This window comes from Pseudomonas sp. JQ36 (assembly GCF_053851495.1).
Genome location: NZ_CM132642.1, coordinates 510,475 through 526,924, shown reverse-complemented (window position 1 = coordinate 526,924; position 16,450 = coordinate 510,475). Strand labels below are relative to the sequence as shown.

Annotated in this window: 15 protein-coding genes; 5 read left to right on the top strand and 10 right to left on the bottom strand. The window is 58.8% G+C overall.

Annotation, left to right across the window (positions count from 1 at the left end):
- Positions 1 to 101: 101 nt before the first annotated feature.
- The 4 genes from ACS4NR_RS02570 to sdhC are packed head-to-tail and all read right to left on the bottom strand — an operon-like array spanning position 102 to position 3,330.
- Positions 102 to 806, bottom strand: coding sequence for a succinate dehydrogenase iron-sulfur subunit (locus tag ACS4NR_RS02570; protein ID WP_003223007.1), 705 nt, complete (start codon positions 804 to 806; stop codon positions 102 to 104).
- Between the two features lie 11 nt (positions 807 to 817).
- Positions 818 to 2,590 carry a succinate dehydrogenase flavoprotein subunit gene (gene sdhA / locus ACS4NR_RS02565; protein WP_047600261.1) on the bottom strand — a complete coding sequence of 591 codons (1,773 nt, stop codon included), beginning with the start codon at positions 2,588 to 2,590 and terminating at the stop codon, positions 818 to 820.
- Between the two features lie 3 nt (positions 2,591 to 2,593).
- Positions 2,594 to 2,962, bottom strand: a complete 369-nt coding sequence (sdhD, locus tag ACS4NR_RS02560) for a succinate dehydrogenase, hydrophobic membrane anchor protein (protein ID WP_095139417.1) — start codon at positions 2,960 to 2,962, stop codon at positions 2,594 to 2,596.
- Positions 2,956 to 3,330: a succinate dehydrogenase, cytochrome b556 subunit gene (gene sdhC / locus ACS4NR_RS02555; protein WP_047292829.1), complete on the bottom strand. Its 375-nt coding sequence runs from the start codon at positions 3,328 to 3,330 to the stop codon at positions 2,956 to 2,958. Before sdhC ends, sdhD begins: the two co-directional genes overlap by 7 nt.
- A gap of 362 nt (positions 3,331 to 3,692) precedes the next feature.
- Between sdhC and gltA the strand changes: the two genes are divergently transcribed.
- Positions 3,693 to 4,982, top strand: a complete 1,290-nt coding sequence (gltA, locus tag ACS4NR_RS02550) for a citrate synthase (protein WP_003222994.1) — start codon at positions 3,693 to 3,695, stop codon at positions 4,980 to 4,982.
- A gap of 1,108 nt (positions 4,983 to 6,090) precedes the next feature.
- Here gltA and ACS4NR_RS02545 read toward each other — a convergent pair.
- The 3 genes from ACS4NR_RS02545 to ACS4NR_RS02535 all read right to left on the bottom strand — a co-directional run bounded on the left by ACS4NR_RS02545 (position 6,091) and on the right by ACS4NR_RS02535 (position 9,217).
- Positions 6,091 to 7,749: a cation acetate symporter gene (locus ACS4NR_RS02545; RefSeq protein WP_095139416.1), complete on the bottom strand. Its 1,659-nt coding sequence runs from the start codon at positions 7,747 to 7,749 to the stop codon at positions 6,091 to 6,093.
- The gene (locus ACS4NR_RS02540; RefSeq protein ID WP_095139415.1) at positions 7,746 to 8,057 is read right to left on the bottom strand and encodes a DUF485 domain-containing protein; all 312 of its coding nucleotides are present in this window, start codon (positions 8,055 to 8,057) and stop codon (positions 7,746 to 7,748) included. Before ACS4NR_RS02540 ends, ACS4NR_RS02545 begins: the two co-directional genes overlap by 4 nt.
- A 308-nt stretch (positions 8,058 to 8,365) precedes the next feature.
- Positions 8,366 to 9,217 carry a glycine betaine ABC transporter substrate-binding protein gene (locus ACS4NR_RS02535; protein WP_456019020.1) on the bottom strand — a complete coding sequence of 284 codons (852 nt, stop codon included), beginning with the start codon at positions 9,215 to 9,217 and terminating at the stop codon, positions 8,366 to 8,368.
- A gap of 288 nt (positions 9,218 to 9,505) precedes the next feature.
- Here ACS4NR_RS02535 and ACS4NR_RS02530 point away from each other — a divergent pair, with 288 nt between their 5' ends.
- Positions 9,506 to 11,101, top strand: a complete 1,596-nt coding sequence (locus ACS4NR_RS02530; RefSeq protein WP_456019019.1) for a glycoside hydrolase family 17 protein — start codon at positions 9,506 to 9,508, stop codon at positions 11,099 to 11,101.
- 107 nt (positions 11,102 to 11,208) lie between these two features.
- Here ACS4NR_RS02530 and ACS4NR_RS02525 read toward each other — a convergent pair whose 3' ends face one another.
- Positions 11,209 to 11,577, bottom strand: a complete 369-nt coding sequence (locus ACS4NR_RS02525) for a hypothetical protein (RefSeq protein WP_095139411.1) — start codon at positions 11,575 to 11,577, stop codon at positions 11,209 to 11,211.
- Positions 11,578 to 11,800: 223 nt separating this feature from the next.
- Here ACS4NR_RS02525 and ACS4NR_RS02520 point away from each other — a divergent pair, with 223 nt between their 5' ends.
- On the top strand, positions 11,801 to 13,099 hold the full coding sequence (locus tag ACS4NR_RS02520) for a serine/threonine protein kinase (RefSeq protein WP_095139410.1): 1,299 nt from the start codon (positions 11,801 to 11,803) through the stop codon (positions 13,097 to 13,099).
- Complete coding sequence (locus tag ACS4NR_RS02515) at positions 13,092 to 13,880, top strand: MlaA family lipoprotein (protein WP_095139409.1); 789 nt, start codon at positions 13,092 to 13,094, stop codon at positions 13,878 to 13,880. The genes ACS4NR_RS02520 and ACS4NR_RS02515 overlap by 8 nt, the downstream gene beginning before the upstream one ends.
- Positions 13,881 to 14,056: 176 nt before the next feature.
- Here ACS4NR_RS02515 and ACS4NR_RS02510 read toward each other — a convergent pair whose 3' ends face one another.
- Positions 14,057 to 14,971 (bottom strand): DUF808 domain-containing protein, encoded by a 915-nt coding sequence (locus tag ACS4NR_RS02510; RefSeq protein ID WP_456019018.1) that lies wholly within the window; start codon positions 14,969 to 14,971, stop codon positions 14,057 to 14,059.
- Between the two features lie 134 nt (positions 14,972 to 15,105).
- On the opposite strand from ACS4NR_RS02510, the gene ACS4NR_RS02505 reads away from it, so the two are divergent.
- A complete protein-coding gene (locus ACS4NR_RS02505; RefSeq protein WP_007969638.1) occupies positions 15,106 to 15,711 on the top strand; it encodes a TetR/AcrR family transcriptional regulator in 606 nt (201 codons plus the stop codon).
- A 102-nt stretch (positions 15,712 to 15,813) separates the two neighbouring features.
- On the opposite strand, the gene ACS4NR_RS02500 is transcribed toward ACS4NR_RS02505, so the two are convergent.
- Entirely contained in the window at positions 15,814 to 16,272 is a 459-nt protein-coding gene (locus ACS4NR_RS02500) for an REP-associated tyrosine transposase (RefSeq protein WP_456019017.1), read from the bottom strand.
- Positions 16,273 to 16,450 lie beyond the last annotated feature (178 nt).

Genomic DNA, 16,450 nt, shown 5'->3' with positions numbered 1-16,450 from the left:
GCTGCAGCTTGTGGCTACTGCTCTGGTTATAGCCATGACGCGGGTTGAAGCCCGCGCCACAGCCTCTTCGTTACAGCGGTTCTACGGTTACAGCAGCTGAATCACACGCCGCTCGAAAGCAACATGTTACGGATGTGACCGATGGCCTTAGTCGGGTTCAGGCCTTTCGGACATACGTTGACGCAGTTCATGATGCCCCGGCAGCGGAAAACGCTGAACGGGTCATCGAGCGAAGCCAGACGCTCGGACGTCTTGGTGTCACGGCTGTCTGCCAGGAAGCGGTACGCTTGCAGCAGGGCAGCTGGACCCAGGAACTTGTCCGGGTTCCACCAGAAGGACGGGCACGAGGTCGAGCAGCAGGCGCACAGGATGCACTCGTACAGACCGTCGAGCTTTTCACGCTCTTCAGGGGATTGCAGACGCTCGATGGCCGGAGCCGGCGTGTCGTTCTGCAGGTAAGGCTTAACCTTCTCGTATTGCTTGTAGAAGATGCTCATATCGACAACCAGGTCACGGATAACCGGCAAACCTGGCAGCGGACGAACGATCAACTTGTTGCCTTTTACGACAGCGGACAGCGGCGTGATGCACGCCAGGCCGTTCTTGCCGTTGATGTTCATGCCGTCGGAGCCGCAGACGCCTTCACGGCAAGAGCGACGATAGGAGAAACCCTCGTCCTGCTCTTTGATCAGGGCCAGCACGTCCAGCACCATCAGGTCCTTACCACCGGTATCGACCTGGAATTCCTGCATGAACGGCGCAGCGTCCTGATCAGGGTTGTAGCGATAAACACTGACTTGCAACATGGCGATCACCCTTAATAAGTCCGGACTTTAGGTTCGAAAGTCGGAACAGTCTTCGGCGAGAAGTTTACGGCACGCTTGGCGACGCGTTTCTCACCCGGGAAGTACAGGGTGTGGCACAGCCAGTTTTCGTCGTCACGGTCTTCAAAGTCTTCACGGGCGTGAGCGCCGCGGGACTCTTTACGTACTTCGGCCGCGATGGCGGTAGCTTCAGCCACTTCCAGCAGGTTTTGCAGCTCCAGAGCTTCGATACGCGCGGTGTTGAACGCTTGCGACTTATCGTTGATCTTCACGTTGGCGATGCGCTTGCGCAGATCGGCCAGCTGGGCAATACCCTTCTGCATGTATTCGCCAGTACGGAACACACCGAAGTAGTTCTGCATGCAGCTTTGCAGCTCGCGACGCAGGGTTGCCACGTCTTCGCCATCGGTACGGCCGTTCAGCGAATTCAGACGCGACAGGGCAGCTTCGATGTCGGCTTCGGTAGCGTCGTCGTATTCGATGCCGTCGGTCAGCGCCTTTTCCAGGTGCAGGCCGGCAGCGCGACCGAATACCACCAGGTCGAGCAGCGAGTTGCCGCCCAGACGGTTGGCACCGTGTACCGATACGCAAGCCACTTCACCTACGGCGAACAGGCCAGGAATGATCTGATCCACGCCTTCGGCGTTCTGAGTGATCGCCTGACCATGAATGTTGGTGGCAACGCCGCCCATCATGTAGTGGCAGGTCGGAACAACCGGAACCGGAGCAACCACCGGGTCAACGTGAGCGAAAGTCTTCGACAGTTCGCAGATACCTGGCAGACGGCTGTGCAGCACTTCCTCGCCCAGGTGGTCGAGTTTGAGCATTACGTGGTCGCCATTCGGACCGCAACCGTTGCCGGCGATGATTTCTTTAACCATCGAGCGGGCAACCACGTCACGACCAGCCAGGTCTTTCGCGTTCGGAGCATAACGCTCCATGAAACGCTCGCCGTGCTTGTTGATCAGGTAACCACCTTCACCACGGCAACCTTCGGTCACCAGTACACCGGCGCCGGCGATGCCGGTCGGGTGGAACTGCCACATTTCGATGTCTTGTACCGGTACGCCAGCACGCAGAGCCATGCCGACGCCGTCACCGGTGTTGATCAGGGCGTTGGTGGTGGAAGCGTAGATACGGCCGGCACCGCCAGTGGCCAGTACGGTGGCCTTGGCGCGGATGTACGAAGTTTCGCCGGTTTCGATGCAGATCGCGATCACACCGACGAACTCGCCTTCCTGGTTTTTCACCAGGTCAACAGCGTAGTACTCGTTCAGGAACGTGGTACCGGCTTTCAGGTTGCCCTGATAAAGGGTGTGCAGCAGCGCGTGACCGGTACGGTCGGACGCTGCGCAGGTACGGGCAGCCTGGCCGCCTTTACCGTAGTCCTTGGACTGACCACCGAACGGACGCTGGTAGATACGACCTTGCTCGGTACGCGAGAACGGCAGCCCCATGTGGTCCAGCTCGAAAACGGCAGCCGGGCCTTCCTGACACATGTATTCGATAGCGTCCTGGTCACCGATGTAGTCGGAACCCTTGACGGTATCGTACATGTGCCAGCGCCAGTCATCGTTCGGGTCAGCGGACGCGATGGCGCAGGTGATGCCGCCCTGGGCGGATACAGTGTGCGAACGGGTCGGGAAAACCTTGGTGATCACCGCAGTCTTGTGACCGCCTTGTGCCAGTTGCAGCGCAGCGCGCATGCCGGCACCGCCACCACCAATAATGATGGCGTCGAAAGAAATCGTTGGAATGTTAGCCATGACTCAGATACCCCAGAGAATCTGCACACCCCAGACGAAGTAAGCGAACATCGCAACGCCGCATACTGCCTGGAAAAGGAAACGTACTGCGGTCGCGGACTTGCCCAGCGCCATTGGCGTCAGGTAGTCGGTCGCGATGGTCCACATGCCGACCCAGGCGTGAGCGCCAAGGGCAACAAGGGCCAGCAGACTGAAGATACGCATCCCGTTGTGAGCGAACAGGCCGTGCCACTGCTCGTAGCCGATGCCCGGATTCACTGCAAGGTATCCGATCAGAAAGATGAAATAAGCCGCGAGAACAACCGCAGACACACGTTGCGCCATCCAGTCATAGAGGCCCGAACGCGAAAGGTTCGTAACGCTGGTTACCATATCCAAACTCCTGCCAGAACGATCAGCACCACGGAAACGGCGATGATAATTTTCGAGCCCAGGCGGCCGCCTTCCAGCGTCTCACCGATGCCCATGTCCATGATCAAGTGGCGCACACCGGCTACCAGGTGATACAGCAGAGCGGACAGGAGGCCCCATGCTACGAACTTGGCCAGCGGGCTGGTCAAGCATGCCTTCACGTCGGCAAAACCTTCCTCGGAACCCAGAGACTTGCCCAATGCATAAAGCATGAAGCCGATACCCAGGAAGAGGATGATGCCGGAAACACGGTGAAGAAACGACGTAACGCCGGTGATGGGGAGTTTGATGGTCCTTAGGTCTAGGTTTACAGGTCGTTGGCTTTTCACGGCTTTTTTTTCACACTGAAGAGCCCCTAACAATCAGGGCAAAGTTGTTGGGGAGTGCACTGGTCAGGTAACCACCACCCAGGGATGCGACCCCCAATAAAGCAGGCCCAAAAGCCCTTGGCGGTCGGTGGCCGAGTATAGACAGTTAGGCTACTAATGACAACGCAATCACCTACCCCAAATAGCTGATTGCACAAGTCGTATAAAAGGCGTAAATGGCAGGCAATTTCGAGGAAAAAGTGCGCTTAAAGCCTTCTGGAGCAAGACTTTAGGCAAATTGACATTCGAATTTATCTCACTATAGTGGTGCGGGCCCTGCGTGGGGGGTCTGTCTGATGGTTCAAGCATAAATAGGAGGCCACATGGCTGACAAAAAAGCGCAGTTGATCATCGAGGGCGCAGCCCCCGTCGAGCTGCCCATTTTAACCGGCACCGTTGGTCCCGATGTAATTGATGTTCGGGGCCTGACGGCCACGGGCCGCTTCACTTTCGACCCGGGTTTCATGTCGACCGCCTCGTGCGAATCGAAGATCACCTATATCGACGGCGACAACGGCATTCTGTTGCACCGCGGCTACCCGATCGAACAGCTGGCTGAAAAGTCGGACTACCTGGAAACCTGCTACCTGCTGCTCAACGGCGAATTGCCGACCGCAGAACAGAAGGCCCAGTTCGTCAGCACCGTGAAAAACCACACCATGGTTCACGAGCAGCTGAAAACCTTCTTCAACGGCTTCCGTCGCGACGCCCACCCGATGGCCGTCATGTGCGGTGTAGTCGGCGCCCTCTCGGCCTTCTACCACGACTCCCTGGACATCAATAACCCGCAGCATCGCGAAATCTCCGCGATCCGTCTGGTTGCCAAGATGCCAACCCTGGCAGCGATGGTTTACAAGTACTCCATGGGCCAACCCATGATGTACCCGCGCAACGACCTGACGTACGCGGAAAACTTCCTGCACATGATGTTCAACACCCCGTGCGAGATCAAACCGATCAGCCCGGTACTCGCCAAGGCCATGGACCGGATCTTCATCCTCCATGCCGACCACGAGCAGAACGCATCGACCTCCACCGTGCGTCTGGCAGGTTCTTCGGGTGCCAACCCGTTCGCCTGTATCGCCGCCGGTATCGCCGCACTGTGGGGCCCTGCCCACGGCGGTGCGAACGAAGCGGTTCTGACCATGCTCGATGAAATCGGCGATGTGTCTAACATCGACAAGTTCATCGCCAAGGCCAAGGACAAGAACGATCCGTTCAAGCTGATGGGCTTCGGTCACCGCGTTTACAAGAACCGCGATCCACGCGCGACTGTGATGAAGCAGACCTGCGACGAAGTACTGAAGGAACTGGGCATCAACAACGATCCGCAACTCGAACTGGCCATGCGCCTGGAAGAGATCGCGTTGACCGACCCGTACTTCATCGAGCGCTCGCTGTACCCGAACGTCGACTTCTACTCGGGGATCATCCTCAAGGCGATCGGCATTCCAACCAGCATGTTCACCGTGATCTTCGCTCTGGCCCGTACTGTGGGCTGGATTTCGCACTGGAAAGAAATGCTCTCCAGCCCGTACAAGATTGGCCGTCCGCGCCAGTTGTACACTGGCTACGAGTCGCGTGATATCACCAAGCTGGAAGACCGCAAATAAGGCTTGTCTTGCGATAACGTCTTGAAGTTGTATCGGGAACGGCCTCTTATATAGAGGCCGTTTTTGTTTGTGTGGTCTCAGCGGCCTATGGGCCGACTGGGTTTTTGGGGGGTTGGGTGTATATCCGTTGCTGCGGTAACGGCCTCCTATGGTTTCGCTCTTACAGCGAGTCACCTTTTCCAGACGCCGAAAAGGTAACCCAAAAGGCTTTGCCCCGGCGTACGGCACTTCGCTGAGGCTCAGTGTTCCCTCGCTACGGTGTCCATCTGGGGGCATCGCCTCCGGTTTGCTTCGCTGCACCTCCTCTCGATGTATGCGGCTTCGCCGCATGGCGCTGCGCGCCTATCCCCCTGATGGACACCTTCGCTCGGCCTGCCGAAGGGGCAAAAAATCAAAAGCTACATCAAGAGCCAGAGCCAGATCAAAAGATCGCAGCCTTCGGCAGCTCCTACATGGGGTTGGGTGTATTCAGTTAAAGATTGGTTGGCTGGCAGGCCGCATTCGCGAGCAAGCTCGCTCCCACAGTGGGATTGGGTGTGTTCAGTAAAAGATTGGTCGGCTGGCAGGACGCTTTCGCGAGCAAGCCCGCTCCCACAATTGGATTGGGTGCATTCAGTTAGAGATTGGTCGGCTATCAGGCCGCCATCGCCAGCAGGCTGGCTTCCACAGTATTGATTATGCAAGCTCATGCGGCGCAGCCGCCCCACTCCAGGATGAGCGCAAGCTCGGCTGTCGCTCTTGATCTTGATCCACGGGCGACGTCGGAAGGCTGAGTGGAGGGATTGATCCGGGGGTGGGAGCGCAGCGACCGTTTGGCGAAGCCAAACACAGCGAGAGGAGGTGCAGCGAAGCAAACCGTAGGCGCTGCGCCCGGATCAATCCCGCAGCGAAGGAACCCCGAGCCCCAGCGAGCGGGCCGAACGCAGGAGCAAGCGTTTTTGGTTACTTTTGAGGCGTTTGTCAAAAGTGACCCGCCGTAAGGGCGGAACCCTAAGCCGCCGTTACCGCAGCAACGGATATGTACCCAATTCCAGCCCGATAACCGCCCACAAAAAAAATGCCCCGATCTCTCAACCAGGGCATTTCACTCAAAACATCTAATCAGCGATCAGTGCGAAACCGCCCCACTCGCCCCCAACCCAGTCTGCGAACGCACAAACTGCGGAAAGAACAGCGCCCGCTCGTTCTCGGCCGCCGCCGACTTATCGGTGATCGAGAAGAACCAGATACCGATGAACGCAATGATCATCGAAAACAACGCCGGGTATTCGTAAGGGAAGATCGCCTTCTCGTGATGCAGAATCTGCACCCAGATGGTCGGGCCAAGGACCATCAGCCCCACCGCACTCACCAGCCCCAGCCAGCCACCGATCATCGCACCGCGGGTGGTCAGTTTCTTCCAGTACATCGAAAGCAGCAGTACCGGGAAGTTGCAGCTTGCCGCAATGGAGAACGCCAGGCCAACCATGAACGCGATGTTCTGGCTTTCGAACAGGATGCCCAGACCAATCGCCAGCACCGCCAAGGCAATGGTGGTGATCTTTGAGACGCGAATCTCATCCTTGTCGTTGGCCTTGCCCTTCCTGATCACGCTGGCATACAGGTCGTGCGACACCGCCGATGCACCAGCCAGAGTCAGCCCCGCTACCACCGCCAGAATGGTCGCGAACGCCACCGCCGAGATAAAGCCGAGGAAAATGCTGCCACCCACGGCGTTGGCCAGGTGCACCGCCGCCATGTTGTTGCCGCCGAGCAGCGCGCCCGCAGCATCTTTAAAGGCCGGGTTGGTGCTGACCAGCAGGATCGCGCCGAAGCCGATAATGAAGGTCAGGATGTAGAAGTAGCCAATGAAACCGGTCGCATACAGCACGCTCTTACGGGCTTCTTTAGCATCACTTACAGTGAAGAAACGCATCAGAATGTGCGGCAGGCCCGCGGTACCGAACATCAGGGCCAGGCCCAGGGAGAACGCCGAAATCGGATCTTTCACCAGACCGCCCGGGCTCATGATCGCTTCACCTTTAGGGTGAACCTTGATCGCCTCGGAGAACAGCATGTTGAAGTCGAAGTTGACGTGTTTCATCACCATCAGTGCCATGAACGAGGCACCGGACAGCAGCAACACCGCCTTGATGATCTGCACCCAGGTGGTCGCCAGCATGCCGCCGAACAGCACGTACATGCACATCAGCACACCGACCAGAATCACCGCAACATGGTAGTCCAGACCGAACAGCAACTGGATCAGTTTGCCGGCACCGACCATTTGCGCGATCAGGTAGAACGCCACCACCACCAGCGAGCCGCAGGCAGACAGGGTGCGAATCTGGGTTTGCCCGAGGCGGTAGGACGCCACGTCGGCAAAGGTGTATTTGCCCAGGTTACGCAGGCGCTCGGCGATCAGGAACAGAATGATCGGCCAGCCCACCAGAAAGCCGATCGAGTAGATCAGACCGTCGTAGCCGGAAGTGAACACCAGCGCGGAAATCCCCAGGAAGGACGCCGCCGACATATAGTCACCGGCGATCGCCAGACCGTTCTGGAAACCGGTGATCTTGCCGCCTGCCGCATAGTAATCGGCCGCCGAGTTGTTTTTCTTCGAGGCCCAGTAGGTGATGTACAGCGTCGCGCCGACGAAAGCCACGAACATCAGGATTGCAGGAATATTCAGTGGCTGTTTGGCCACTGCACCTGTCAGCGCGTCAGCCGCCCAGACACTCGGCGCGAAAGCTGAAACACTCAAAAGAGCCAGTAGACGCCGGATCATTGCTGAGCCTCCTTGAGAATCGCATTGTTCAGGTCGTCGAACTCGCCATTGGCGCGGCGCACGTAGATACCGGTGAGGACGAATGCTGAAAGAATCAGCCCGACACCGATCGGAATGCCCCAGGTAATCGAGGATTCAGGACTGAGCTTGGCGCCGAGTATGTGCGGCCCGTAAGCGATCAAAAGGATGAAGCCAGAGTAAAGCCCGAGCATGATCGCCGAGAGTATCCAGGCGAACTTTTCTCTTTTTCTCACCAGCTCCTTGAAGCGCGGGCTGTTTTGAATCGAGAGGTAAATGCTGTCGTTCATTGTTTTTATCCTCGCAGCACAGATTATTGTTGGAACGTATCCACTGTATGCGGCTGCGGAACGGCTTCCAGACGACCTTAGTATTAGAACGACATGACGTTTTCGCCAATTTTCCGATTGTAAATAGCCGAAATAGTTGGAAAGAGGCGTTGAAACAGCCGCAAGCCCTGAATTCAGGGTTGGCCAGAAGCAAATGTGGGAGCGGGCTTGCTCGCGAAAGCGGTGTGCCAGTCAATGCAAATATCGACTGATACGACGCCTTCGCGAGCAAGCCCGCTCCCACAGGTAAAAAGTGAAACGGCTGCTATTTATTTGGTCCAGTCAGCCACGCGTTCCGGGTGCTTGGCGACCCAATCCTTGGCCGCCGCGTCAGGCTTGGCGCCGTCCTGGATGGCCAGCATGACTTCGCCGATCTCGTCTTTCGACGCCCACTGGAAGTTTTTCAGGAACTTGGCCACTTCCGGAGCCTTGGTCGCGAGCTCTTTGCTGCCGATGCTGTTCACGGTTTCAGCCGCGCCGTACACGCCTTTCGGGTCGTCGAGGAAGCGCAGTTTCCACTTGGCGAACATCCAGTGCGGTACCCAACCGGTGACGGCAATCGATTCGTTCTTCTTCTCAGCACGGGTCAGCTCGGCAATCATGCCGGCGCCGGAACTGGCCTTGAGGGTGTATTTGTCCAGGCCGTAATCCTTGATCGCCTGATCGGTTTTGAGCATCACGCCTGAACCGGCGTCGATGCCGACGATGCGGTTCTTGAAGGTGTCGTCGGTCTTGAGGTCTTCGATCGATTTGGCCTTGACGTACTCCGGCACGATCAGGCCGATTTTCGCGTCCTTGAAGTTCGGGCCGTAATCGACGACCAGATCCTTGTTCTTCGTCCAGTAATCGCCGTGGGTCACCGGCAGCCATGCCGAGAGCATCGCGTCGAGTTTGCCGGTGGCCACGCCCTGCCACATGATCCCGGTGGCGACGGCCTGCAGCTTCACGTCGTAACCGAGTTTCTGCTTGATCACTTCGGCCGCCACGTGGGTGGTCGCGACGCTGTCGGACCAGCCGTCAACGTAACCAATGTTCAGGGTCTGTTTTTCAGCGCTGGCGAATGTGGAACTCATCGCAAGCACCAGAGCGGCACCTGCGCCTAAAAGTCGTCGCATCTTCATCGTTTACTTCCCCGAAATGCTGCGCCCGACGGATGCCGGGCATCGTCAACGTATTGTTATGGTGCACAGCGCCCCCATCACGCCTGACCGCAAACTTGCTCGAATGCCAGTGGAGTACTGACGCTTTCGATCATCGGCCTGACGCCCACAGCGACCTGCTCTGTCAGCGACCTCAATACACCGAGAAACGACATCAGAAAGCCATTAATCACCTCGGAATAATTGGCGCCAGACAATCCGCCCGAACTTTGCATGTGCAAAGCATGCAGGCCACCAACCCGCGGATAAATGCAGGTAACATGCGTCGCTTTGCAGCCACTCGGCCTGACCATGTCCGCGACTTCCCGCTTCCCGTTTGTTCCTTATCTCTTCGCCTGCCTGCTCGGCCTGTTTGCCCTTGGCGGTTTCTGGTACGGCCTCGGCAAACCGGTGATTCTGCCGGACGCTGCGACCCCGACGCACAAGTTGCAATGCGCCTCCTACACGCCGTTCGACAAGGATCAATCGCCGTTCGACGTGCCGTTCAAACTGCGCCCGGAACGCATGGACGCCGACCTCGCCCTGCTGGCGACGCGCTTCGAATGCATCCGTACCTACTCGATGACCGGCCTCGAAGCGCTGCCGGATCTGGCGCGCAAGCACGGTCTGAAGTTGATGATCGGCGCCTGGGTCAACAGCAACCCGGTGGACACCGAGAAAGAAGTCGACCTGCTGATCGCCTCGGCCAACGCCAACCCGGACGTGGTCAGTGCGGTGATCGTCGGCAACGAAGCCTTGCTGCGCAAGGAAGTCACCGGCGCGCAACTGGCGAAACTGATCAACAAGGTCAAAAGCCAGGTCAAACAACCGGTCACCTATGCCGATGTCTGGGAGTTCTGGCTCAAACACCCGGAAGTCGCGCCGGCGGTGGATTTCCTGACCATTCATTTGCTGCCGTACTGGGAAGATGAACCGTCAAACATCGACGTCGCTCTGCAACACGTGGCGGATGTGCGTCAGGTGTTCGGCAACAAATTCGCGCCCAAAGACGTGATGATCGGCGAGACCGGCTGGCCCAGCGAAGGTCGCCAGCGTGAGACCGCCCTGCCGAGCCGGGTCAACGAGGCCAAGTTCATTCGCGGTTTTGTCGCAATGGCCGAGAAGGAAGGCTGGCATTACAACCTGATCGAAGCGTTCGACCAGCCATGGAAACGTGGCAGCGAAGGTGCGGTCGGCGGTTACTGGGGCCTGTTCGACGCCGATCGCCAGGACAAGGGCGTGCTCGCCGGGCCAGTGACCAACGTGCCGTACTGGAAGGAATGGCTGGGCGTCGGTGGGCTGATTTTCCTCGGCACGCTGCTGCTCGGTGGCCGGGTGCGCACCACGCAATCGGCATTGGTTCTGCCCCTGCTTGCGGCAGTTGCAGCCTGCTCGATCGGCGCCTGGGGCGATCTGGCGCGAGTGACCACGCGGTTTGCCGGCGAATGGCTGTGGGTCGGCTTGCTGACCGTGTTGAATCTGTTGGTACTGGCGCATGCCGCGCTGACTTTGAGCAACCGTCAGGGATGGCGTGAACGCGCGTTCACTCTGCTGGAACGCCGCGCTGGCTGGCTGGTTGCTGCGGCGGGATTCGCGGCGGCGGTGATGATGCTGGAGATGGTCTTCGACGCGCGTTATCGCAGTTTCGCCAGCATGGCGTTCATTCTGCCGGCGCTGGTGTACGTATGCCGTCCGGTCAGCGTACCGCGCCGGGAAATTGCCCTGCTGACCTTTATCATCGGCGCCGGCATTGCGCCGCAGCTGTATGAGGAAGGATTGTTGAATCAGCAGGCGTGGGGCTGGGCGCTGGTCAGTGGGTTGATGGTGGCGGCGTTGTGGCGCTGCCTGCGGGTTCGCAAAGGCTGATCTCCAGAGGCCAGTCTGGCCCCTTCGCGAGCAAGCCCGCTCCCACATTGGATCTGTGGCGTTCACAAATCCCCTGTGGGAGCGGGCTTGCTCGCGAAGGCTGACTGTCAGGCGCTGCGGGCTGCCCGAACCAACCGCAATCCGCCAATCACCAGCGCAAACACCGCCAACGTCGTGTTGTACAACGCCAGCGCCGGCAGCCCGAACACCAGCGCCAGCACCGCCAGCCACCACCCTGCCCGTCCCGGCAGCACAAAACCGAGCAGCGCTGCGCCCAATGCCGTCCAGCCCAGCACCTTGAAGTGAATCATCAGCCCCAGGTTCGAGCGCACCGTGCATTCCCAGCGGCTCGCCTCATCGACGCAGATGCCGACCCACTGCCCATCTTCCATGAAGCCATAACGCACGCCATAACTGGCGGCCAGCCACAGCGGCAACAGCACGAGCAACAGAATCACGGGCAAGCGGCGGGACATGAATCTCTCCAATCAACGAAATCGGCGGCCAGCTTAATCTGCCCGCACGCGTTGGCAAGCACTAACAACTGTTAACTGGTCATCCGCGCCTTGCAACGTGTATCGTCCAGCTACTATTACTCCGAATTCTGCCTGTTTGGTGCCGAGGCATGGCACTTTGGCGCAAGCCCGGTGGTCATAGCCTGCGAACTTCATTCGGCACCTTCCTTTAAGGGATCCAGTCATGCTCCGTTCCTTGCGCTTCGCCGCGCTGTTCAGCGGCCTTATTCTGAGTGCGTCCGCACTGGCGGTGGATATCGATGCCGCCAGTTATGGCTATCCCCTGACCAACCCGTTCGAGGCGACCATCGCCACCACGCCACCGGACCTGCGCCCGGAGTTGCCGTCGAACGACGAGATCAATCAGTCCGACCACAGCATCACCCTGCGCCCGGAACGGGCCTTCATCCTCCCGGACAATTTCTGGGCGGTGAAAAAACTCACCTACCGCATCGCCGAGCAGGACAAACCGGCGCCGCTGATCTTCCTGATCGCCGGCACCGGCGCGCGCTATGACAGCACGCTCAACGAATACCTGAAGAAGCTCTACTACAAGGCCGGTTACAACGTCGTGCAGTTGTCGTCGCCAACCAGCTTCGACTTCATCAGCGCCGCTTCACGCTTCGCCACCCCGGGCATCACCAAGGAAGACGCCGAAGACATGTACCGGGTGATGCAGGCCGTGCGCGCGCAACATCCGAAACTGCCGGTCACCGAGTACTACCTCAGCGGCTACAGCCTCGGCGCGTTGGATGCCGCGTTCGTCGCGCATCTGGACGAGACCCGACGCAGCTTCAACTTCAAGAAAGTCCTGCTGCTCAACCCGCCGGTCAACCTCTACACCTCGATCAGCAACCTCGACAAACTGGTGCAGACCGAAGTAAAGGGCATCAATAACAGCACCACCTTCTATGAACTGGTGCTGAACAAGCTGACCCGCTACTTCCAGCAGAAAGGCTACATCGACCTCAATGACGCCCTGCTCTACGACTTCCAACAGTCGAAGCAGCATCTGACCAACGAACAGATGGCGATGCTGATCGGCACTTCGTTCCGCTTCTCGGCGGCCGACATTGCCTTCACCTCCGACCTGATCAACCGTCGTGGCCTGATCACTCCGCCGAAATTCCCGATCACCGAAGGCACCAGCCTCACGCCGTTCCTCAAGCGTGCGCTGCAATGCGACTTCGACTGCTACCTGACCGAACAGGTGATCCCGATGTGGCGCGCGCGCACTGACGGCGGCAGTCTGCTGCAACTGATCGATCAGGTCAGCCTGTACGCACTCAAGGATTACCTGCACGACAGCCCGAAAATCGCCGTCATGCACAACGCCGACGACGTGATCCTCGGCCCTGGCGACCTCGGTTTCCTGCGCAAGACCTTTGGCGATCGGCTGACCGTTTACCCACTGGGCGGCCATTGCGGCAACCTTAACTACCGCGTCAACAGCGACGCCATGCTGGAGTTTTTCCGTGGCTAAATATCTCCTGCTGATTGCAGCGCTCCTCAGTGCAGGCGTGGCCCAGGCCGACAACAGTAAAGCCAACGCGCCGGTGGTGGTCGACAGCGACGGCTTCAAGGAGCCGCTGTCCAAACTCAAGTTCAACCCGGGGCTGGACCAGCGTGAGTTCGAACGTTCAACGCTCAACGCGCTCAACGTTTACGACCCGCTGGAGTCGTGGAACCGCCGCGTCTACCACTTCAACTACCGCTTCGACCAATGGGTGTTCCTGCCGGTGGTCGACGGTTATCGCTACGTGACGCCAAGCTTCCTGCGCACCGGGGTGAGCAACTTCTTCAACAACCTCGGCGATGTGCCGAACCTGGTCAACAGCCTGCTGCAGTTCAAGGGCAAGCGCTCGATGGAAACCACCGCGCGCCTGCTGCTCAACACCACCATCGGCATTGCCGGCCTGTGGGATCCGGCGACCGCCATGGGCCTGCCGCGCCAGAGCGAAGACTTCGGTCAGACCCTGGGCTTCTACGGCGTACCGGGCGGTGCCTACTTCGTGTTGCCGATCCTCGGCCCGTCGAACATTCGCGATACCGCCGGCCTGGCCGTGGACTACACCGCCGAATCGGCGATCAACTACCTGAACGTGTCGGAAGTCAGCTCCAACCACCCGGAAGTCTGGGCCCTGCGCGCGGTCGACAAGCGCTACCAGACCAACTTCCGCTACGGTCAGATGAATTCGCCGTTCGAGTACGAGAAAGTGCGTTACGTCTACACCGAGTCGCGCAAGCTGCAGATCGCCGAGTAACCTCGGCGACAACAAAAAAGGGCCATTCGATGCGAGTCGAATGGCCCTTTTTCATGGCACAACCCAGATCAAACTGTGGGAGCGGGCTTGCTCGCGAATGCGGTGAATCAGCCAGCATATTCTTCGACTGACACACAGCATTCGCGAGCAAGCCCGCTCCCACTGGAGTGATGTGTTTATCCTTTGATCGCGCGCCAGATCCTGCCGACGACCGAAACCACCGCCAGCACTGCTGCGCCCGCGATAATCCCCGCTACGCCATTGAGCAACACAGGCACGGCAAACCCGGCACTGCCAGCCGCCGCGCCGACACTTTCAATCCAGTGATGCACCACCGGAATGCCATGGGTAAGGATGCCGCCACCGACGAGGAACATCGCCGCTGTACCGATCACCGACAGGCCTTTCATCATGTACGGGGCGGCGCGCAGGATCGCATTGCCGATGCCTTTGGCGGCTGCACCCGATTTCTGGGTCAGCCACAGGCCCAGATCGTCGAGTTTGACGATGCCGGCCACCAGGCCATAGACGCCGACGGTCATGACGATGGCGATGCCGGACATGACGATCACTTGCTGGGTCAGCGATGCGTCGGCCACGGTGCCAAGGGTGATGGCGATGATTTCCGCCGAGAGGATGAAGTCGGTGCGGATCGCGCCTTTGATCTTGTCCTTCTCGTAAGCCACCAGATCGGTGGTCGGCTCGGCCACCGCCGCGCTCAGTTGCGCATGCTCGGCATCATCTTCGGCCTTGCTGTGCAGGAACTTGTGCGCGAGCTTCTCGAAACCTTCGAAACACAGGTACGCGCCGCCAACCATCAACAGCGGCGTCACCAGCCACGGCACGAATGCACTGATCGCCAGCGCCGACGGCACCAGAATCAACTTGTTGAGGAACGAGCCCTTGGCCACCGCCCAGACCACCGGTATTTCCCGCTCGGCGCGCACCCCGGAGACTTGCTGGGCATTGAGCGCCAAGTCATCGCCGAGTACGCCAGCGGTCTTCTTCGCGGCCATTTTGCTCATCAACGCCACGTCATCCAGAACGGTGGCAATATCGTCGATCAGCACCAGCAAACTGCTTCCTGCCATGAATCTTGTTTCCTTATGTGAATAATGTCGCGCAGCATACCGCGACTGCGGGCCACACGGGGCATTCTTGAGCCACGCGCGAGGCCGGTGCTACCATGCGCAACCGCCAGAACAGGCAAGGAACCACCGGGTTTATGAGCACAATCCGCGAGCGCAACAAAGAACTGATCCTGCGTGCCGCCAGCGAGGAATTTGCCGACAAGGGCTTCGCGGCGACCAAAACCAGCGACATCGCCGCCAAGGCAGGATTGCCCAAGCCCAACGTCTACTACTACTTCAAATCCAAGGAAAACCTCTACCGCGAGGTCCTGGAAAGTATCATCGTGCCGATCCTGCAGGCCTCGACCCCGTTCAACCCGGACGGCGTACCGAGCGAAGTGCTCAGCGGCTACATCCGCTCGAAGATCCGCATCTCCCGCGACCTGCCCTTCGCCTCCAAGGTGTTCGCCAGCGAAATCATGCACGGCGCCCCTCACCTGAGCGCCGACCTGGTCGAGCAGCTCAACAGCCAGGCCAAGCACAACATCGACTGCATCCAGAGCTGGATCGACCGCGGCCAGATCGCCCCGATCGACCCCAACCACCTGATGTTCAGCATCTGGGCCGCAACCCAGACCTACGCCGACTTCGACTGGCAGATCTCCGCAGTCACCGGCAAGGACAAGCTCGACGAGGCGGATTACGAGGCGGCGGCACAGACGATTATCCGGCTGGTGTTGAAAGGGTGTGAGCCGGACTGATAGACCGCGGTGACTGCTTCGCGAGCACGCTCACTCCTACATGGGAATGCATCCCAAATGTAGGAGTGAGCCTGCTCGCGATTGAAGCGACACGGTTTCGGCTCAAACCCAGATCGCATCCCACAGCGAATAGTCGCCAAGCCTCTCCACCAGTCCAGCCCGCAATGGGTTGGCGACGACATACCTTGCCATCTTCACTAAATCCTCCTCCCGCCGCAGTGCCCGGTCATGAAACCCTCTTTGCCAGAGGCCAACATTTCTACCGGTAGCCTGATTCACCGCTTTGGTACTTAGCGACTTGGTCTTTTGCATCAGTTCGCTCAAAGACCCGCTCTGCAATTCGATTAACCAATGAAAATGATCTGGCATTACCACCCACGCCAGTGAGTTCGCCAAGCCGAGATTTTGTGCACGCCGAAATTGATGAACCACCAATCGGCCCAAAGCAAAATCGGCGAAGATCGGTTTGCGATCAAGAGTGTTGGTCGTAAGTAGGTAGATTCGATTGGGCTCGGCATAGCGACCGGCTCGCAATCGGTGTGCAGCGGGTAGATCAGGCATTCCTTTGCCTCCCATGATCAGCTCATGAGAAGACTAGTTCTGCGTGCTCAAGTTGATGGGACAAACTCTTGGCTGGATGTTTCTGGGAGAGAGCTATCGCGAGCAGGCTCACTCCTACAGGGGTTTGTGGTGTTCAGACATTTTGTGTCCAACCAAGATCCCTTGTAGGAGTGAGCCT

Bases quoted from the DNA above. Each gene is read 5' to 3' on its own strand.
- ACS4NR_RS02505 (WP_007969638.1), top strand. From the start codon at position 15,106: ATGAGCACAATCCGCGAGCGCAACAAAGAACTGATCCTGCGTGCCGCC.
- ACS4NR_RS02510 (WP_456019018.1), bottom strand. From the start codon at position 14,971: ATGGCAGGAAGCAGTTTGCTGGTGCTGATCGACGATATTGCCACCGTT.
- ACS4NR_RS02545 (WP_095139416.1), bottom strand. From the start codon at position 7,749: ATGATCCGGCGTCTACTGGCTCTTTTGAGTGTTTCAGCTTTCGCGCCG.
- sdhA (WP_047600261.1), bottom strand. From the start codon at position 2,590: ATGGCTAACATTCCAACGATTTCTTTCGACGCCATCATTATTGGTGGT.
- ACS4NR_RS02530 (WP_456019019.1), top strand. From the start codon at position 9,506: ATGCAGGTAACATGCGTCGCTTTGCAGCCACTCGGCCTGACCATGTCC.
- ACS4NR_RS02540 (WP_095139415.1), bottom strand. From the start codon at position 8,057: ATGAACGACAGCATTTACCTCTCGATTCAAAACAGCCCGCGCTTCAAG.
- gltA (WP_003222994.1), top strand. From the start codon at position 3,693: ATGGCTGACAAAAAAGCGCAGTTGATCATCGAGGGCGCAGCCCCCGTC.
- sdhD (WP_095139417.1), bottom strand. From the start codon at position 2,962: ATGGTAACCAGCGTTACGAACCTTTCGCGTTCGGGCCTCTATGACTGG.
- ACS4NR_RS02520 (WP_095139410.1), top strand. From the start codon at position 11,801: ATGCTCCGTTCCTTGCGCTTCGCCGCGCTGTTCAGCGGCCTTATTCTG.
- ACS4NR_RS02500 (WP_456019017.1), bottom strand. From the start codon at position 16,272: ATGCCTGATCTACCCGCTGCACACCGATTGCGAGCCGGTCGCTATGCC.
- ACS4NR_RS02525 (WP_095139411.1), bottom strand. From the start codon at position 11,577: ATGTCCCGCCGCTTGCCCGTGATTCTGTTGCTCGTGCTGTTGCCGCTG.
- ACS4NR_RS02570 (WP_003223007.1), bottom strand. From the start codon at position 806: ATGTTGCAAGTCAGTGTTTATCGCTACAACCCTGATCAGGACGCTGCG.
- ACS4NR_RS02535 (WP_456019020.1), bottom strand. From the start codon at position 9,217: ATGAAGATGCGACGACTTTTAGGCGCAGGTGCCGCTCTGGTGCTTGCG.